At 65.1% G+C, this 13,448-nt stretch carries 14 protein-coding genes; 10 read left to right on the top strand and 4 right to left on the bottom strand.

Features of this window, described 5'->3' with window-relative positions; all coding sequences use genetic code 11:
• Positions 1-28 precede the first annotated feature (28 nt).
• Entirely contained in the window at positions 29-898 is an 870-nt protein-coding gene (locus IPK69_00860) for a 6-phosphogluconolactonase (GenBank protein ID QQS09213.1), read from the top strand.
• Complete coding sequence (locus IPK69_00855) at positions 895-1,671, top strand: RluA family pseudouridine synthase (protein ID QQS09212.1); 777 nt, start codon at positions 895-897, stop codon at positions 1,669-1,671. The genes IPK69_00860 and IPK69_00855 overlap by 4 nt, the downstream gene beginning before the upstream one ends.
• Here IPK69_00855 and hemW read toward each other — a convergent pair.
• Positions 1,649-2,908 carry a radical SAM family heme chaperone HemW gene (hemW, locus tag IPK69_00850; protein ID QQS09211.1) on the bottom strand — a complete coding sequence of 420 codons (1,260 nt, stop codon included), beginning with the start codon at positions 2,906-2,908 and terminating at the stop codon, positions 1,649-1,651. The two genes, IPK69_00855 and hemW, sit on opposite strands and share 23 nt — an antisense overlap.
• Before the next feature lie 114 nt (positions 2,909-3,022).
• On the opposite strand from hemW, the gene IPK69_00845 reads away from it, so the two are divergent.
• Positions 3,023-3,574 (top strand): FHA domain-containing protein, encoded by a 552-nt coding sequence (locus IPK69_00845; protein ID QQS09210.1) that lies wholly within the window; start codon positions 3,023-3,025, stop codon positions 3,572-3,574.
• Here IPK69_00845 and IPK69_00840 read toward each other — a convergent pair.
• Complete coding sequence (locus IPK69_00840) at positions 3,571-3,750, bottom strand: hypothetical protein (protein QQS09209.1); 180 nt, start codon at positions 3,748-3,750, stop codon at positions 3,571-3,573. The two genes, IPK69_00845 and IPK69_00840, sit on opposite strands and share 4 nt — an antisense overlap.
• 253 nt (positions 3,751-4,003) lie before the next feature.
• On the opposite strand from IPK69_00840, the gene IPK69_00835 reads away from it, so the two are divergent.
• The 4 genes from IPK69_00835 (at position 4,004) to IPK69_00820 (ending at position 8,103) form a co-directional block, all read left to right on the top strand.
• Entirely contained in the window at positions 4,004-5,371 is a 1,368-nt protein-coding gene (locus tag IPK69_00835; protein ID QQS09208.1) for an adenylosuccinate synthase, read from the top strand.
• Complete coding sequence (locus IPK69_00830) at positions 5,368-6,261, top strand: isoprenyl transferase (GenBank protein ID QQS09207.1); 894 nt, start codon at positions 5,368-5,370, stop codon at positions 6,259-6,261. The genes IPK69_00835 and IPK69_00830 overlap by 4 nt, the downstream gene beginning before the upstream one ends.
• A gap of 96 nt (positions 6,262-6,357) precedes the next feature.
• A complete protein-coding gene (locus IPK69_00825; protein QQS09206.1) occupies positions 6,358-7,269 on the top strand; it encodes a phosphatidate cytidylyltransferase in 912 nt (303 codons plus the stop codon).
• A gap of 54 nt (positions 7,270-7,323) precedes the next feature.
• Entirely contained in the window at positions 7,324-8,103 is a 780-nt protein-coding gene (locus IPK69_00820) for a hypothetical protein (protein QQS09205.1), read from the top strand.
• A gap of 57 nt (positions 8,104-8,160) precedes the next feature.
• Here IPK69_00820 and ruvB read toward each other — a convergent pair whose 3' ends face one another.
• Both ruvB and IPK69_00810 read right to left on the bottom strand, forming a co-directional pair.
• On the bottom strand, positions 8,161-9,222 hold the full coding sequence (gene ruvB / locus IPK69_00815) for a Holliday junction branch migration DNA helicase RuvB (protein QQS09204.1): 1,062 nt from the start codon (positions 9,220-9,222) through the stop codon (positions 8,161-8,163).
• A gap of 35 nt (positions 9,223-9,257) precedes the next feature.
• Positions 9,258-10,814 (bottom strand): hypothetical protein, encoded by a 1,557-nt coding sequence (locus IPK69_00810; protein QQS09203.1) that lies wholly within the window; start codon positions 10,812-10,814, stop codon positions 9,258-9,260.
• A 371-nt stretch (positions 10,815-11,185) separates the two neighbouring features.
• On the opposite strand from IPK69_00810, the gene rpsJ reads away from it, so the two are divergent.
• From rpsJ to rplD, 3 genes are all read left to right on the top strand, one after another.
• Entirely contained in the window at positions 11,186-11,494 is a 309-nt protein-coding gene (gene rpsJ, locus IPK69_00805) for a 30S ribosomal protein S10 (protein ID QQS09202.1), read from the top strand.
• Positions 11,495-11,604: 110 nt separating this feature from the next.
• Positions 11,605-12,294 (top strand): 50S ribosomal protein L3, encoded by a 690-nt coding sequence (rplC, locus tag IPK69_00800; protein QQS09201.1) that lies wholly within the window; start codon positions 11,605-11,607, stop codon positions 12,292-12,294.
• A gap of 426 nt (positions 12,295-12,720) precedes the next feature.
• Positions 12,721-13,431: a 50S ribosomal protein L4 gene (rplD, locus tag IPK69_00795; protein ID QQS09200.1), complete on the top strand. Its 711-nt coding sequence runs from the start codon at positions 12,721-12,723 to the stop codon at positions 13,429-13,431.
• Positions 13,432-13,448: the final 17 nt, after the last annotated feature.

The raw sequence follows: 13,448 nt of genomic DNA, 5'->3' as shown, positions 1-13,448 counted from the left end.
GTTCACGGGCTTCGGCCAACAATGAGGCGTGACCGACTCACGCGGTGAAAACTCGGGCGATCGACGGGCGGGGCGACGAGGCGACGGCGAGGAGCGTGCCTCGGGGCCGATTTCGCTGGAGCATTCGGTGCCGATTCCCCGCCCGCGGCTCCCCGGCGGGGTCGTGATGCGACCCACGGCGGATAACTCGATCGACGCGATGCTCGCGGATCTGCTTCTGCACGCGACGAACTGTGTCCGGCAGTTTGGTGATTTTCATCTGGCGGTGAGCGCCGAGGCGGGCATGGTGAGGCCGATCCAACGGTTGATGTATGACCCGCCTTTGCGGGGGTTCCCGTGGTTGCGGACTCGGGTGTGGGTGGTGAACGAGGTAGGGGTTGGTCTAGCGGATGAGCGGTGCCGGTCGGGGGTGCTGCGTGAGTTGATCGCGGAGCAGTCGGGGATGCCGATGGACCAGTTCCATCCGATTGATGGGGAGCATGCGGAAGGTGCGGCGCGGTACGAGGCGATGCTGAAAGAAGTGCTGGGGTGGCGCGAAAAAGGTCACGACCGGCTTGACGCGGTGCTGGGCGTGCTCGATGGGAATGCCGGGGTCTTTGGGTGGGCGACGCGGGAGAGCGAGAGCGAGGAACGACTCGTTATTGAAACTGTGGATGTGGAGGGGCAGCGGCGTGTGGCGATGACGCCCCGGCTGGTGAACTCGGCACGATTGATCTGTGTCTTGCTCCCGGAGCGAGATGGAGAGGCAGGAGCGCGGGCGGCGATAGAGTCGCGCGAGGCGCCAGCGCGGCTACTTCGGCCCGTGGGGGGTGAGTTGCGGTGGTATGCGCACGAGTCGCTCTGCCGAGCGTTGGCGAGCGTGGACGGCGCGGGAGCGGATGGAGTCGAACGCGGATGAATCTCTCGGTTACACCCAATGAGCATGTCACCTTCAGGATCCGTCACGAGGATTCGGCGGTGGTCGTCGTGGAGAAGCCGGCGCGTCTGGTGACACAGCCCGGAAAGGGGCACGAGGACGACACGCTGCTCAACGGGCTGTTCGCGCGGTGGGGAGCATTACTCCAGAACCTGGGGAGTTCTCGCGACTTTGGGCTCCTGCATCGACTCGATCGCGACACGAGCGGATTGATCGTAATCGCGTTGACGGCGAGCGCGTACGACGCGATGCGAGAGAAGTTCGAGGGGCGGGAGGTGAAGAAGTTCTATTGGGCGGTGACGGCACGGACGCCACGCGAGGCGCAGGGCGTGATCCGCAAGCCGATCGCGGAGTTCGAGGGGAATCGCGAGGGGGCGCGGATGAAGTTGGCGCGGGTGTCGTCGTCGGGAAAGACGGCGGTCACGGCGTATCGCGTGCTCGCGGAATCAGCGGTTGGGGCGCTCCTGGAATGCCATCCGGTCACGGGACGCCTGCACCAGGTGCGGGTGCATCTGGAGGCGATCGGGTGCCCGATCGTGGGTGATCCGTTGTATGGCGGGAAGGCACAGACGGGCTCGCGGCTGGGGTTGCACGCGCATCGGTTGACGTTCGAACATCCGGTGACGGGGGCGACGCTGGATGTGACGACGGGCTGGCCGAGCGATCTTCGAAACCTGCTGCGGCGATTGGAACTGCCCCGGCCTGATCTGCGGCTGGCGGGGGAGGACGGGGCTAGGGCTTCAGACACCGCATGAGATCGGCGGCGGCTGAATCGGCGAAGAGGAAACCCTCGTCGGTGAGGGCGAGGCGGCCCTCGTCGGGCTGGAGCCAGCCCTGGTGGGTGAGGCGTGAGATCACTCGATCGAGACGCTTGCTGCTCGTGGGGGTGACGCGTTCGGCATTTGCGAGGATGATGTTGCGATCGAGTCCTTCGCGCAGGCGCAGGCCGGTCATGATCGTTTCGGCGAGGGCACGGCGTGGGTCGGGGGTTTCGAGGTCTTGGATATTGGTACAGCCGGCGTCGTCGATGGCGAGGTAGTCGTCGAGGCGCGGGGAGTTCTTCCAGCGATGGCCGGCGACGTGGGCGCTGGCGCTGGGACCCGCGGCGAGCCATTGGTGCTGGCGCCAGTAGGCAAGGTTGTGTCGGGACTCCTCGCCGGACCTCGCGTAGTTGCTGACCTCGTATCGATCGAGGCCGGCGGCCCGGAGAGTGCGGAGGGTCTCGTGGTGCATCTCGACCTCGAGGTCTTCATCGGCGGGCGCGAACTCGCCACGCTTAAGGCGGGCGGTCATGGCGGTGTTGGGCTCGTAGGTGAGGCTGTAGCAGGAGAGGTGATCGACGCCGAGGGCGAGGGCGGCGTGGAGGTCGGACTTCCAATCGTCGAGAGTCTGGCCCGGGATGGCAAAGATGAGATCGATGGACTGGCGGGCGATGCCGGCTGCTTTGGCGAGTGTGATGGCGCGAGCGACGTTGGCGGGGTCGTGCCATCGCTCGAGGGTTTTGAGGTGGATCGGGTTGAAAGATTGGGCGCCGAGGCTGAGGCGATCGACGCCGCCTGCGCGGAGGATATCGAAGAGTTCGGGAGTGGCGGTTTCTGGGTTGCACTCGACGGTGAACTCGCCGCGGCCTGCGCGGATATCGGTGAGATCAAAGTGGCTGTTGAGCGTGGTGAGGAGGCGCAACCACAGTTCAGGGCGGAGGAGGGTGGGAGTGCCTCCGCCGATGAAGATAGTGTGGAGTGGGCTTGACCGGGTGAGCGGGGCGAGGGCTTCGAGTTCGCGGATGAGGCGGTCGGTGAAGGGTTCCTGGCGGTCGCGCGGGTCGACGATGCTGTAGAAATCGCAGTAGTGGCACTTGTGGAAACAGAAGGGGACGTGGATGTAGAGGGAACGAACGGGGGGTGAGGCCGTCTGAGAGAGGACGTGTTCGATGATGGCCCGGGGCGTGCCCTGGGTTTGATTGCGGATGGGGATGGAGATAGGCTGTTGCACGTGGATTCGGATTGTGGACGGGGCGTTTGGTTTGTCCTGGCGGCGGTATGGTCCGCGTGCCCGATCGTGAAAGCTCGATGAGGCACGGAAGCGCCGTTCGAAAGGCGGAAGTGCATGACAGTATCACTGGTTCTGATTCGTCCGGACGGCGGGCAGCAGGACGTGCCGGTTCGGCATCAGTCCGAGGTGATCGGGCGACACTCGGATTGCAAGATCCGCGTGCCGGATTCGAGTGTGTCGCGTCAGCACTGCGAGATCACGGCAACGGACTCTGGGGTGATGATCCGGGATCTGGGATCGAGCAACGGGACTTTTGTGAACGGGAAGCGCGTCGAGGGGTTGATGGAGTTGAACGCGGGTGACGCGCTCCTGATCGGGAAGTTTGTGTTTGTAGTGCGGATCAACGGTCGGCCCGAGGAGATCATCGCGCAAGACGCGTTGGAGGATGCCCAGCCGATCTCGAGCACAACGAAGCCCGCCGCAAAGCCCGCGTCGAAGCCACCCCCGGCACCCGCGAAGGGGCCGCCGCCTGTCACGGGCAGGCCGAGTCTTCTCGAGGGCGTGGAGAGCGAGTTGGACAAGGAACTCGACCGCGAGTTCGAGATGGACGACAGCAGCGTGATGGACTTTGATTTTCTGGACGACAAGGACGCGCCGAAGCTTTAGCGCGGGGCGCCGCCCGGCGTGGACTTGGGCCCGTTCGTCACGCTGGGGACGCGGATGCTGCTCCCGCAGGCCTTGCACTTGACGGTCTTCCCGCGTGCTTCAGCGGGGACCGAAAGAACCTTTCGGCAGGCAAGGTTCGGGCACATCATTCGGACGTAGGTCTCTTCACTCGCCATGTCGATTGCCCTATGTGGCGGGCGGTGCGTCGGAGGGGTCTCCCTGGTGAGGCCGACCCGACGCCCGTCCAGCACACGTTAATCGGCCACGTGTGGGCGGCACTTCACGAAGGGGGCGATACGAGGCGGGAGATTCGCGGCCGTGCATGGCTATCGGTCCTGCCAGAACGATTCGATCCCCTACCCTGTCGCGTTGATACGTGGATCGGCCGCAGCGTTCACGGGCTCGCCCACCGTCAGTACCGAGGTCCTCATGGGATTGTCGACGAACAAGGTCACAGGATCGCGTGTGCCCGCCACGGCGGTGGTGGGGTTGCAATGGGGCGACGAGGGGAAGGGAAAACTGGTCGACATGCTGGCGGCGACCCATGACGCCGTCGTGCGGTTCAATGGCGGGGCGAACGCGGGGCACTCGGTGGTGGTGGGTGGGACGCGGTTCGCGCTGCACCTTGTGCCGTCGGGGATTCTGTATCCGGGGAAGCCGGCCATCATCGGGAATGGCGTGGTGGTGGACCCGGAGAAGTTGATCGCGGAGATCGATGGTTTGCGGGGCCGGGGCGTGGAGACGTCGGGGTTGGTCCTGTCGGACCGGGCGCATGTGGTCCTGGAGTATCACAAGGCCGAGGACGCGCTGCGCGAGGATCTGCTCGCGGAGAGCGAGGGGTCGGGCGGGGGCGGAAAGATCGGGACGACGCGGCGGGGGATCGGGCCGGCGTATGCGGACAAGGTGCATCGGGCGACGGCGGTACGCGTGGGCGACCTGCGCCGGCCGGACGTGCTGCGGACTCGGGTGGCGATGTCGGCGTGCATCAAGTCGGCGGCGGCGCGAGGGCTGAACACAAGGCCGAATGCGGAGATCGCCGCGGGGTTTGACGTCGACTCGATCGTGGAGCGGGCGCTGGATCACGGGCGCGTGCTTGGGGATTCGATCCAGGACACGACGTACTTGTTGCATGATTTGTTGCGGCGAGGGAAGCGGGTGCTCTTTGAGGGGGCGAATGGGGCGCTGCTTGATGTCGATCACGGGACGTTCCCGTATGTGACGAGTTCGAGCACGGGGACGACGGGGATCGCGTCGGGGACGGGCGTGCCGATGTCGGCGGTGGGGCGTGTGATCGGGGTGATGAAGGCGTACTCGTCGCGGGTGGGCGGCGGGCCGATGCCGACGGAACTCTTTGACGCGACGGCCGACCGGATCCGCGAGCGTGGTCGTGAGTTCGGGACGACCACAGGGAGGCCGCGGCGTGTGGGGTGGCTGGACCTGGTCGCGGTGCGGTACGCGGTGATGGTGCAGGGCGTGACCGAGATCGCGATGACGCTCTTTGATGTGCTGTCGGGGTTCGAAACGTTGCGGGTGTGCACGTCGTATCGGACGCCAACGGGCGTGTCGGATCGGTTCCCGGCGGATGCGCGGGCGTTGTCGGAGGTCGAGCCTGTGTGGACGGAACTGGCGGGATTCGGCGAGGATTTGTCCAACGCGCGGTCGATGGACGAACTTCCCCGGGGTGCTCGGGCGTACATCGACCTCGTGGAGTCGTTTGTGGGCGTGCCGATCTCGTTGGTGAGCGTCGGGCCCGATCGGACGCAGACGATCCACGCTGGAGCGGACGCGGGGCGATGACACGGACGGATCCAGGGACAACTCCAACCGGAAGCGTGGACACGGCGAGCGCGGTCCTTGGTTCAACGGCTCTCGATGCCGAGGGACGTGCGGCGTTGGCGGCGATTCAGAAACGCCGTCCCGAGGCCGATCCCTTGTCGCGGTTGTCCGGTGTCAGCCCGGCACGCATCCCGCGTCACATCGCGATCATCATGGACGGCAACGGGCGCTGGGCGCAGCAGCGCGGGTTCCCGCGCGAGTTCGGGCATCGCAACGGCGTGCGTGTCGTGCGCGAGGTGCTGACCGAGTGCAACGCGCTGGGCGTGGAGGTGGTGACGCTGTACTCGTTCTCGCTCGAGAACTGGAAGAGGCCCGCCGACGAGGTGCGCGCGCTCATGGAACTCTGCAAGGCGTATCTCGACGGCGAACGCGAGGAAATGATCCGCGAGAACATCCGGTTTCGGACGATTGGAAGGCGCGATGGCCTGCCCGCGGAGGTTCTGGCGGCGATCGATCGGATGACGGCGGAGACGGCGCACTGCACGGGTTCAACCTTGTGCCTGGCGATCAACTATGGGTCGCGTGCGGAGATTGCCGACGCGGCGAGGGCGATCGCGCGGGACGCGGCTTTGGGGCGGCTGGATCCCGAGTCGGTCGATGAGTCGGTCTTTGAGTCGAGGCTTTCCACAGCGGGGCTGCCAGATCCGGATCTCCTGATCCGCACGGCCGGGGAGATGCGGGTGAGCAACTACCTGCTGTGGCAGATCAGTTATGCCGAGTTGTTCGTGACGGAGGTGCTGTGGCCTGACTTTGCGGCCGGGCACTTGCACGAGGCGATTCGTGAGTATGCGGGGCGTTCGAGGCGGTTTGGGGGGATTGACCCTTCAGCGGGCGAATCACCACGACGTTGAGTTCGGACGCTGTCGATTGATCGCAACGCGTCCGTGCCTCGGGCGACCAATGATCCGCGTCGATCGTCAACGATTCGTTCGCGGAGAACCGAACCCGTGCGTCAACGTCTGCTCTTTGGACCCCTGCTGATCGCGATGCTGGTCGGGCTGCTGTGGCTCGACGGATGGCTCGCGGCGCGGGTGATGCCCGAGGGTCTGGCGCGGCTGTTCGGACATGCGGACGGTGTGGGCAACTGGCCCGCGGGGACGATCGTGCTCCCGATCATGCTCGTGCTCTCGATCTGGGGGGCGCGTGAACTGGCGGCGATCCTGAAGGACGAGGGCGTGGTCGCGTCGCGGCGCGTGCTGGGGTTGGCGGCGGCGAGCGGGATGCTCGCGTCGTCGATCGTGCCGGCGGTGCTGCCGGGTGATGTGGCGGCGGCGTGCGTGAGCACGGTGGCGGCGCTCGTGCTCGCGGTCTCGCTGCTCTATTACTCGAAGGATCGCGACCCGCGGGGGATCATCACGGCGGCTGGGGGCGTGATGCTGGGGTTCGTGTATCTCGGCCTGCTCTTCGGGTTCGTGCTCGCGATCCGGCGCGGGCACTCGCCATGGGTGCTGCTTTGGATTCTCGCAACGACCAAGGCGTGCGACATCGGGGCGTACTTCACAGGGAAGGCGATCGGGCGTCACAAACTCATCCCGTGGCTCAGCCCGGGGAAGACGTGGGAGGGATTGGGCGGGGGGATCGCGCTCGCGGCGGGAGTGGGTGCGGCGGGGTTGTGGCTCTTGCGCGAAAATGACGGGGCCACTCTGGCGATCTGGCATGGGCTTGTCGTCGGCGCCGCGTGCGCGGTGGTGGGGCAACTGGGCGATCTGGTGATGAGCCTCTTCAAGCGGGACGCGGGGATCAAGGACTCGGGGCATTCGCTCCCGGGGTTTGGGGGCATTCTGGACGTGCTGGACTCGCCCCTGTTGGTGGCCCCGATCGCGTTCTGGTGGCTGAAAGCCCATGCCGGGGCGATCTAGCGTGACGCGCTCACGTGGGGTGTGTATCATGAGTTGTCGCCGGTGGAGTACCTGATGGACGTGACGTCGCAACTGCTGAAGGTGTACCTGGTCGAGAAACAGATTCGCGGACTTCAGACCAGGCTCAAGGCCGCGGAGAAGTTCCTGAACGAGCAGGATGGGCAGTTGAGCAAGATCGAGTCGAAGCACTCGGATCTCTCCACTCAACTGAAGAGGCTGCAGGCGAAGGCCGCGGACAACGAGGGCGAGATGAAGCGCCTCGACGAGCGGATCCGCACGGTCCGCGAGCAGATGAACACGGCGCGGACGAACAAGGAATACCAGGCCTTCCTGGTCGAGGCGAACACGTTCAAGACCGAGCGTGACGCGATGGAAACAGCGGCGCTAGAGCACATGGCGAAGGTCGACGAGGTCCGCAAGCAGATCGAGGAGATCGAGTCGGCGAAGAGCCAGCGGTCGAGCGTGAAGCAGGTCGCGACGACAGATCGGGATCAGCGACATGCCGAGATCCGCGAACGGCTCGAGGAACTCAAGAAGGAGCGTGGATCCGCGACCAAGGACGTGTCACAGGACGCGTTGGGAACGCTCTTGAAACTTCTCGAGCAGCGTGGCGACGACGCGATGGCGACGATCGAGGTCCACGACGCGAAACGCCACGAGTACAACTGCGGGTCGTGCATGATGGCCCTCCCGATCGAGGCGGTGGCGGGGCTGATGTCGAGCGGACGGTTGACGCTGTGCGCGTCGTGCCAGTGCGTGCTGTATATCGATGACGTGGCGAAGGAAGCGCTGGCGCCGCCGGCAAAGAAGGGCGCGAAGGCCTCCGCGCGGTGATGTTTCCGACGCGAGCCACGACACGCGTCGGCCTTTGATCTGAAACAATCTGTATTCTTACGAGATTCCCGGGAGCAGGCCCGAACGGTCGGTTTCTGTCGTCGTGTCTTCAGAGGCGTTGAACTCAAGGCCCAGGTGGTCGCACGCGCGCCGGGTGAGCATCCGGCCTTTTCGCGTCCGCGCGAGGAAGCCGATCTGGAGGAGATACGGCTCGACGACGTCCTCGAGTGTGCCGGCGTCCTCGCTCATGGTGGCGGCAACGGTCTCGAGGCCGACCGGCCCGCCGGCATAGACGGTGCTGATCGTTCGTAGATATGACCGGTCGAGGTCGTCAAGCCCGAGTTCGTCGATGCCCTCGAGGCCGAGCGCGCGATCGACGACAACTCTCGACATGGTGCCGTTCTCTTTGACCTGGGAGAAGTCCCGGACGCGGCGGAGGAGACGATTGGCGATGCGGGGCGTGCCCCGGGAACGTTCGGCGAGGGAGGTGAGCGCCTCGTCGGGACAGCGCTCGAGGCCGAGGAGCCCTGCGCTCCGGCGGAGGATGGTCAGCAGTTCCTGCTCGTCATAGAACCGCAGGTGGTGGACCATGCCGAAGCGGGAACGCAGGGGCGAACTGAGGAGGCCGGCGCGAGTGGTGGCGCCGACGAGTGTGAAGGGCTTGCACTTGATCTGGACGGTTCGGGCGTTGATGCCGCTGTCCACAGTGATCTCGATGCGGAAGTCTTCCATTGCGGGATAGATGAACTCCTCGACGCTGATGGGGAGCCTGTGGATCTCGTCGATGAAGAGGATGTCGCCGGGGGCGATGCGTGTGAGTTGGGCGACGAGGTCGGTGCCCTTGGCGAGGACTGGCCCGCTGGTGCAGTGGAGCGTTGTCCCCATCTCCTGGGCGAGGACGTGGGCGAGGGTGGTCTTGCCGAGGCCTGGAGGGCCGTGGAGCAGCATGTGCTCGAGCGGGTCCTTGCGCATCTTGGCGGCACGGACGGCGATGCGGATCTTCTCGATGAGGTCAGGTTGGCCGATGTACTCGGCAATCGACGTGGGGCGCAGGGCCCAGCCGGCGCGCTCGTCGGGCGGGTTGTCGGCGGTGGGTGAGATAATTCGGTCGACCGCCATAGTTGCTCCGTGCGTGTGGCGTTGGACTGTGATTCCTAGGCGCCGGGGAGCCCTTTGGCCTTCCACATGCGCATGAGTTTGTCGGAGGAGATCGGTTCGATGATGGTGCCGTCGGGCATAGTGGTGCGGATGAGCGTGCCGTCGTCCTTATAGAGTGAGACCTGGCCGACCTCGGCGTCGCCGTGGGTCGTGGTGATGCGCCAGGTGTTGGGCATGTCTGTGGGGCGTTCGACGCGATCGCGGCGGAGGCGAATCCGACCAGCGCTGGAGTTCCAGGCGTAATAGCCGTAATCCGCGACGGCCTTGGTGCGGATGATGACCTGGGGGGCGAGGAGGGCATCAACCATGCTGAGATAGGAATCGTCCTGGATGACGGGGCGTGTGGTGGTGTCGGTCATCGCCTGTGCCGAGACGGTGACGGTCATGCTGGAGCCTTCGCGGACGCCGAGTTCCTGGGCGGTGCGTTTGGTCTCTCGGCCCTTCTCGTCGGTGGCGCGGACGGTGGTCCTGGCGAGCCACATCTCGGAGTCGTGGTTGGTCGTCACGAAATAGGTGGCGGCGGTGTCGATGACCTGGGGCTTCTGGAGGAGTCGGCCGGCGATCTCGACGAGGTATCCCTCCTGACGATCGATCGCCGACCAGGAGGCTTTGTTCTTTGAAGTATCCACCTCGCCACGCTGTCCGGTGCGGGTGATCACGCGGGTGTAACCGACCTCGCTGGCGTCGGAATCAAGCCCGGTGGGAGCGGGGCGGTACATGCGGAACCATTGCTCGGGACGTGCGGCAAGGACCTCGCGATACACCGAATCATCAAGCGTCGCGAAGAGTGTCTTGCCGGCCTCGACCGAGGCGCCGCGGTCCATGTTCACGCCCACGTAGTCGCCGAACGTGGCGGCCGCAGTGGTGGCCTCATAGACCGCCTGGGCGCGATCGAACTTTTCGGCGGCGACGAAGAGTTCGAAGGTGACATACTGGCTCGCGCTGAGGCGACCGACCGTGAAGCCGTGGACGATGGGCGGGATCGTGCCATCGGGATCCTTGCGGGCGTAGAACCGGGCGATCGCGAGTGGCTTGCCGGCGTTGTCGATGTAGAGTGTGTGTCCCTCGGCGTCGGGCATGCGGCCGAAGAACTTCAGGCGACGTTCAGATTCCTTTGCCGTTGCTGCGTCGGTGCTGGGATCGACCTCGTTGACTTTGCCGCTGGCGTCTCGCTTCAGGAGCGGGATCTTCATGCTGGCTCGGATGGCGTCCTCGGCCTTGTCGGCGTACTGCTCGATCGTGAACTCCTTGCCACTGGCCAGGCGCGGGGCGCGGATCGTGATCTTCCACGACTGGTCTTCGGCGATGATCTCGAGTTTCTGGCTCGGGCCGTCCGCCGCCTGGAGGGCGAGGGCGCCGAGCGGGACGGGGATCGACATGCCGATCTCGGAGAACTTGGCCGGCTCGCCGGCGCTGAACTCGACGACGCTGGGCTTGGTGCCCGCGGGGAGTCTGGATTCCGGTGTGCCTTGGCCTTTCGTCGGGACCGTGAGCGTCGCCCATGCGGCCAATATCAGGGTGAGCGTCCGCCATCCATGTCGTCTCTGTGTCACTCGTGTTCTCCGTATCGAGGGACCGGCCTTGCGAGGGGCCAAGTCTGGATCATTCTTGCGCGTCCGGGGGGCGGTCTCTGGTTCGGGAGCCTGGCCCAGAGGCAAACATCGACCAACCAAGTCCAATGACTCCATCACGGGCACGTATCGTCTGGTGGCACCCCCGCTGGCATAAGAAAACCCTCATCTCGGCTTTGAACGTGGGTCTTCGCCGGGGACACCTGTTTGGTTGACATCCGGACGGTAAAGCGTACTGTTCCCTCCTTGCTCTCGGCCCGGTCGGGTTGATGAGCGTGTGCGCACGGGCCGGTGGCTCGGGCGCGGGATTTCGTGATATTCGAACGACTCGCTCGAAGGCAGGCGCAACACTCATGACCGGCGGCAAGATCAGAATTCGTATGGAGGCCTACGACCACATCGCCTTGGACGCATCCGCCAAGGAGATCGTCGAGCACGCGAAGCGCACGAACGCGAAGGTGGCCGGCCCGGTGCCGCTGCCGACGCGCGTGGAGCGGTACACCGTGCTGCGTTCGCCGTTCATCGATAAGAAGAGTCGTGAGCAGTTCGAGATCCGGACGCACAAGCGGATCATCGACATCATCGAGCCCAACGCGCGCACGGTCGAGGCGCTCAACCGCCTGGTAGTGCCCGCGGGCGTGTTCGTGAAGATCAAGGCGTAGTACGGATAGTTTTCAATGGCCCGGCGTTCCGGGCCTTTTTCATTCTCGCACGGGACGATCAGGGGCGGCCAGTTTCGGCCGATCCGCCGGATTCCCAAGGAAGGTTTGCAATGAGTCTCCTGCTTCTGGGTAAGAAGGTTGGCATGACCCGCGTCTATAGCGACAAGGGCGTGTCGATCCCCGTGACGGTCATTCAACTCGGGCCGTGCGTCGTGACGCAGGTCCGCACCACCGAGAACGACGGCTATTCCGCCGTGCAGATCGGATTCGACGAGGTCAAGCCGCGTCGGTCCACGATGCCGCTCATCGGGCACGACCACAAGGCCGGCGCCGCCCCGCAGCGGTTCCACCGCGAGTTCCGCATCGAGGCGGACAAGGCCTCGGAGTTCGCGCTCGGCTCGACGCTGGGCGTGGACAAGCTCGAAGGAACGATGTACGTCGACGTGGCCGGCACGAGCAAGGGCAAGGGCTTCGCCGGAACGATGAAGCGCCACAACTTCAAGGGTTTTACCGCGACGCACGGCACCGAACGCAAGCACCGTGCGCCCGGGTCGATCGGCTCGCTCTGCTCGAACCGTGGTTTCGGCGGCGGTCTGAAGAAGGGCAAGAAAATGTCCGGGCACATGGGGGCCGAGCGGGTCACCGTTCGTTCGCTCGATGTCGTCCGGATTGACAAGGAGAACGGCCTCCTCCTCGTGAAAGGTCCGGTTCCGGGAGCAAATGACGGGCTGCTGGAGATCCGTCCGGCCGTTCGTCTGTATCGGAGCAAGGCTGCCAAAGTCGCCGCGGCGGGGGCCTGAACGAACTGATTTCGGCCCGAGGCCGATTTCGATCGGCCTTGGCGTGGCCGAAGACTGGAAACCGCTCGGGAGGCGGCTATCCTCCTGACCCGTCTTTGTTCAGTGTGAGTAAAGACGGGAAGTTTGAAGGCGTTGTCGACTGCCGGTTGGGCCAGAATCCTGGCCGGCGGGTCCGGAAGGTCGGGGGTTGCTCCCGAAACCACCGGACGGCAACAAACGGTTGAATCACCAGAAGCACAACTCCGCGAGGAGTCTGGTGATTCGAGACGGCCGAGTCGATTCCGATCCGCCCCGCGTCGAAGCGTTCGACGCCCCCGAGACAACCGCTCGGGACTGGAGGCGAGACGGATAGGCAGCAAGTCGCTCACGCGAGCGGGCAGCATGGCCCACTCGCGCTGGGCCAGGCGTCGTGACGAGGTGTGACAAATGGATGTCATCGTCTACAACATGCAGGGCAACGAGGTTGCCAAACTCAAGATCAGCGAGGATTCCCTCGGCGGCGAGGTGAATCCCGCGCTCATCAAGCAGGCGTATGTCCGCTACCACGCGAACACGCGCCAGGGCTCGGCACGCACCAAGAACCGCGAGGCGGTCGAGGGTTCGACCCGCAAGATCTACAAGCAGAAGGGGACGGGCAACGCCCGCCACGGCGACAAGAAGGCCAACCTCTTCAAGGGCGGCGGGCACGGGCACTCCAAGAAGCGGACCCGCGAGGATTTCCGCCTGGACATGCCCAAGAAGATGCGGCGCAAGGCCAACCGCAACGCCCTGCTCGCAAAGCTCATCGACAACGAGGTCCGCGTGATCGACACGATCGCGTTCAAGGAGCCCAAGACCAAGGCCTTCGAGCAGTTCCTCGAGGCGGTCAAGGTCGACAAGACAGCGCTGGTTGCGCTTCCCATGGACGCGGGCGCGTCGGCGAATGCTCGCAAGAGCGGTCGCAACTGCGAGGCGGTCACGCTCTGCCGCGCCGATCAGATCAACTGCTTCAACATGCTGAATCACCGGTACCTGGTGATCCAGAAGGCCGACCTCGAGGCGTGGCTGAAGGGCCCGTCGTCGCAGACGACCAAGGACGCCAAGATCGAGCCGCTCGGCCGCGGCAAGAGCGGGCGCAAGTCGGAGGCCAAGGCCTAACCCGCCTTTGCGACAAG

Source organism: Phycisphaerales bacterium, assembly GCA_016699835.1.
In the GTDB taxonomy this organism is placed as follows: Bacteria; Planctomycetota; Phycisphaerae; order Phycisphaerales; family UBA1924.
This window is presented reverse-complemented; position numbering and strand designations above follow the sequence as displayed.

What these genes read in the sequence shown, in the direction of transcription:
- rpsJ (QQS09202.1), top strand. Translation starts at nt 11,186, where the DNA reads ATGACCGGCGGCAAGATCAGAATTCGTATGGAGGCCTACGACCACATC.
- IPK69_00830 (QQS09207.1), top strand. Translation starts at nt 5,368, where the DNA reads ATGACACGGACGGATCCAGGGACAACTCCAACCGGAAGCGTGGACACG.
- IPK69_00855 (QQS09212.1), top strand. Translation starts at nt 895, where the DNA reads ATGAATCTCTCGGTTACACCCAATGAGCATGTCACCTTCAGGATCCGT.
- IPK69_00835 (QQS09208.1), top strand. Translation starts at nt 4,004, where the DNA reads ATGGGATTGTCGACGAACAAGGTCACAGGATCGCGTGTGCCCGCCACG.
- ruvB (QQS09204.1), bottom strand. Translation starts at nt 9,222, where the DNA reads ATGGCGGTCGACCGAATTATCTCACCCACCGCCGACAACCCGCCCGAC.
- rplD (QQS09200.1), top strand. Translation starts at nt 12,721, where the DNA reads ATGGATGTCATCGTCTACAACATGCAGGGCAACGAGGTTGCCAAACTC.
- IPK69_00845 (QQS09210.1), top strand. Translation starts at nt 3,023, where the DNA reads ATGACAGTATCACTGGTTCTGATTCGTCCGGACGGCGGGCAGCAGGAC.
- IPK69_00840 (QQS09209.1), bottom strand. Translation starts at nt 3,750, where the DNA reads ATGGCGAGTGAAGAGACCTACGTCCGAATGATGTGCCCGAACCTTGCC.
- IPK69_00820 (QQS09205.1), top strand. Translation starts at nt 7,324, where the DNA reads ATGGACGTGACGTCGCAACTGCTGAAGGTGTACCTGGTCGAGAAACAG.
- rplC (QQS09201.1), top strand. Translation starts at nt 11,605, where the DNA reads ATGAGTCTCCTGCTTCTGGGTAAGAAGGTTGGCATGACCCGCGTCTAT.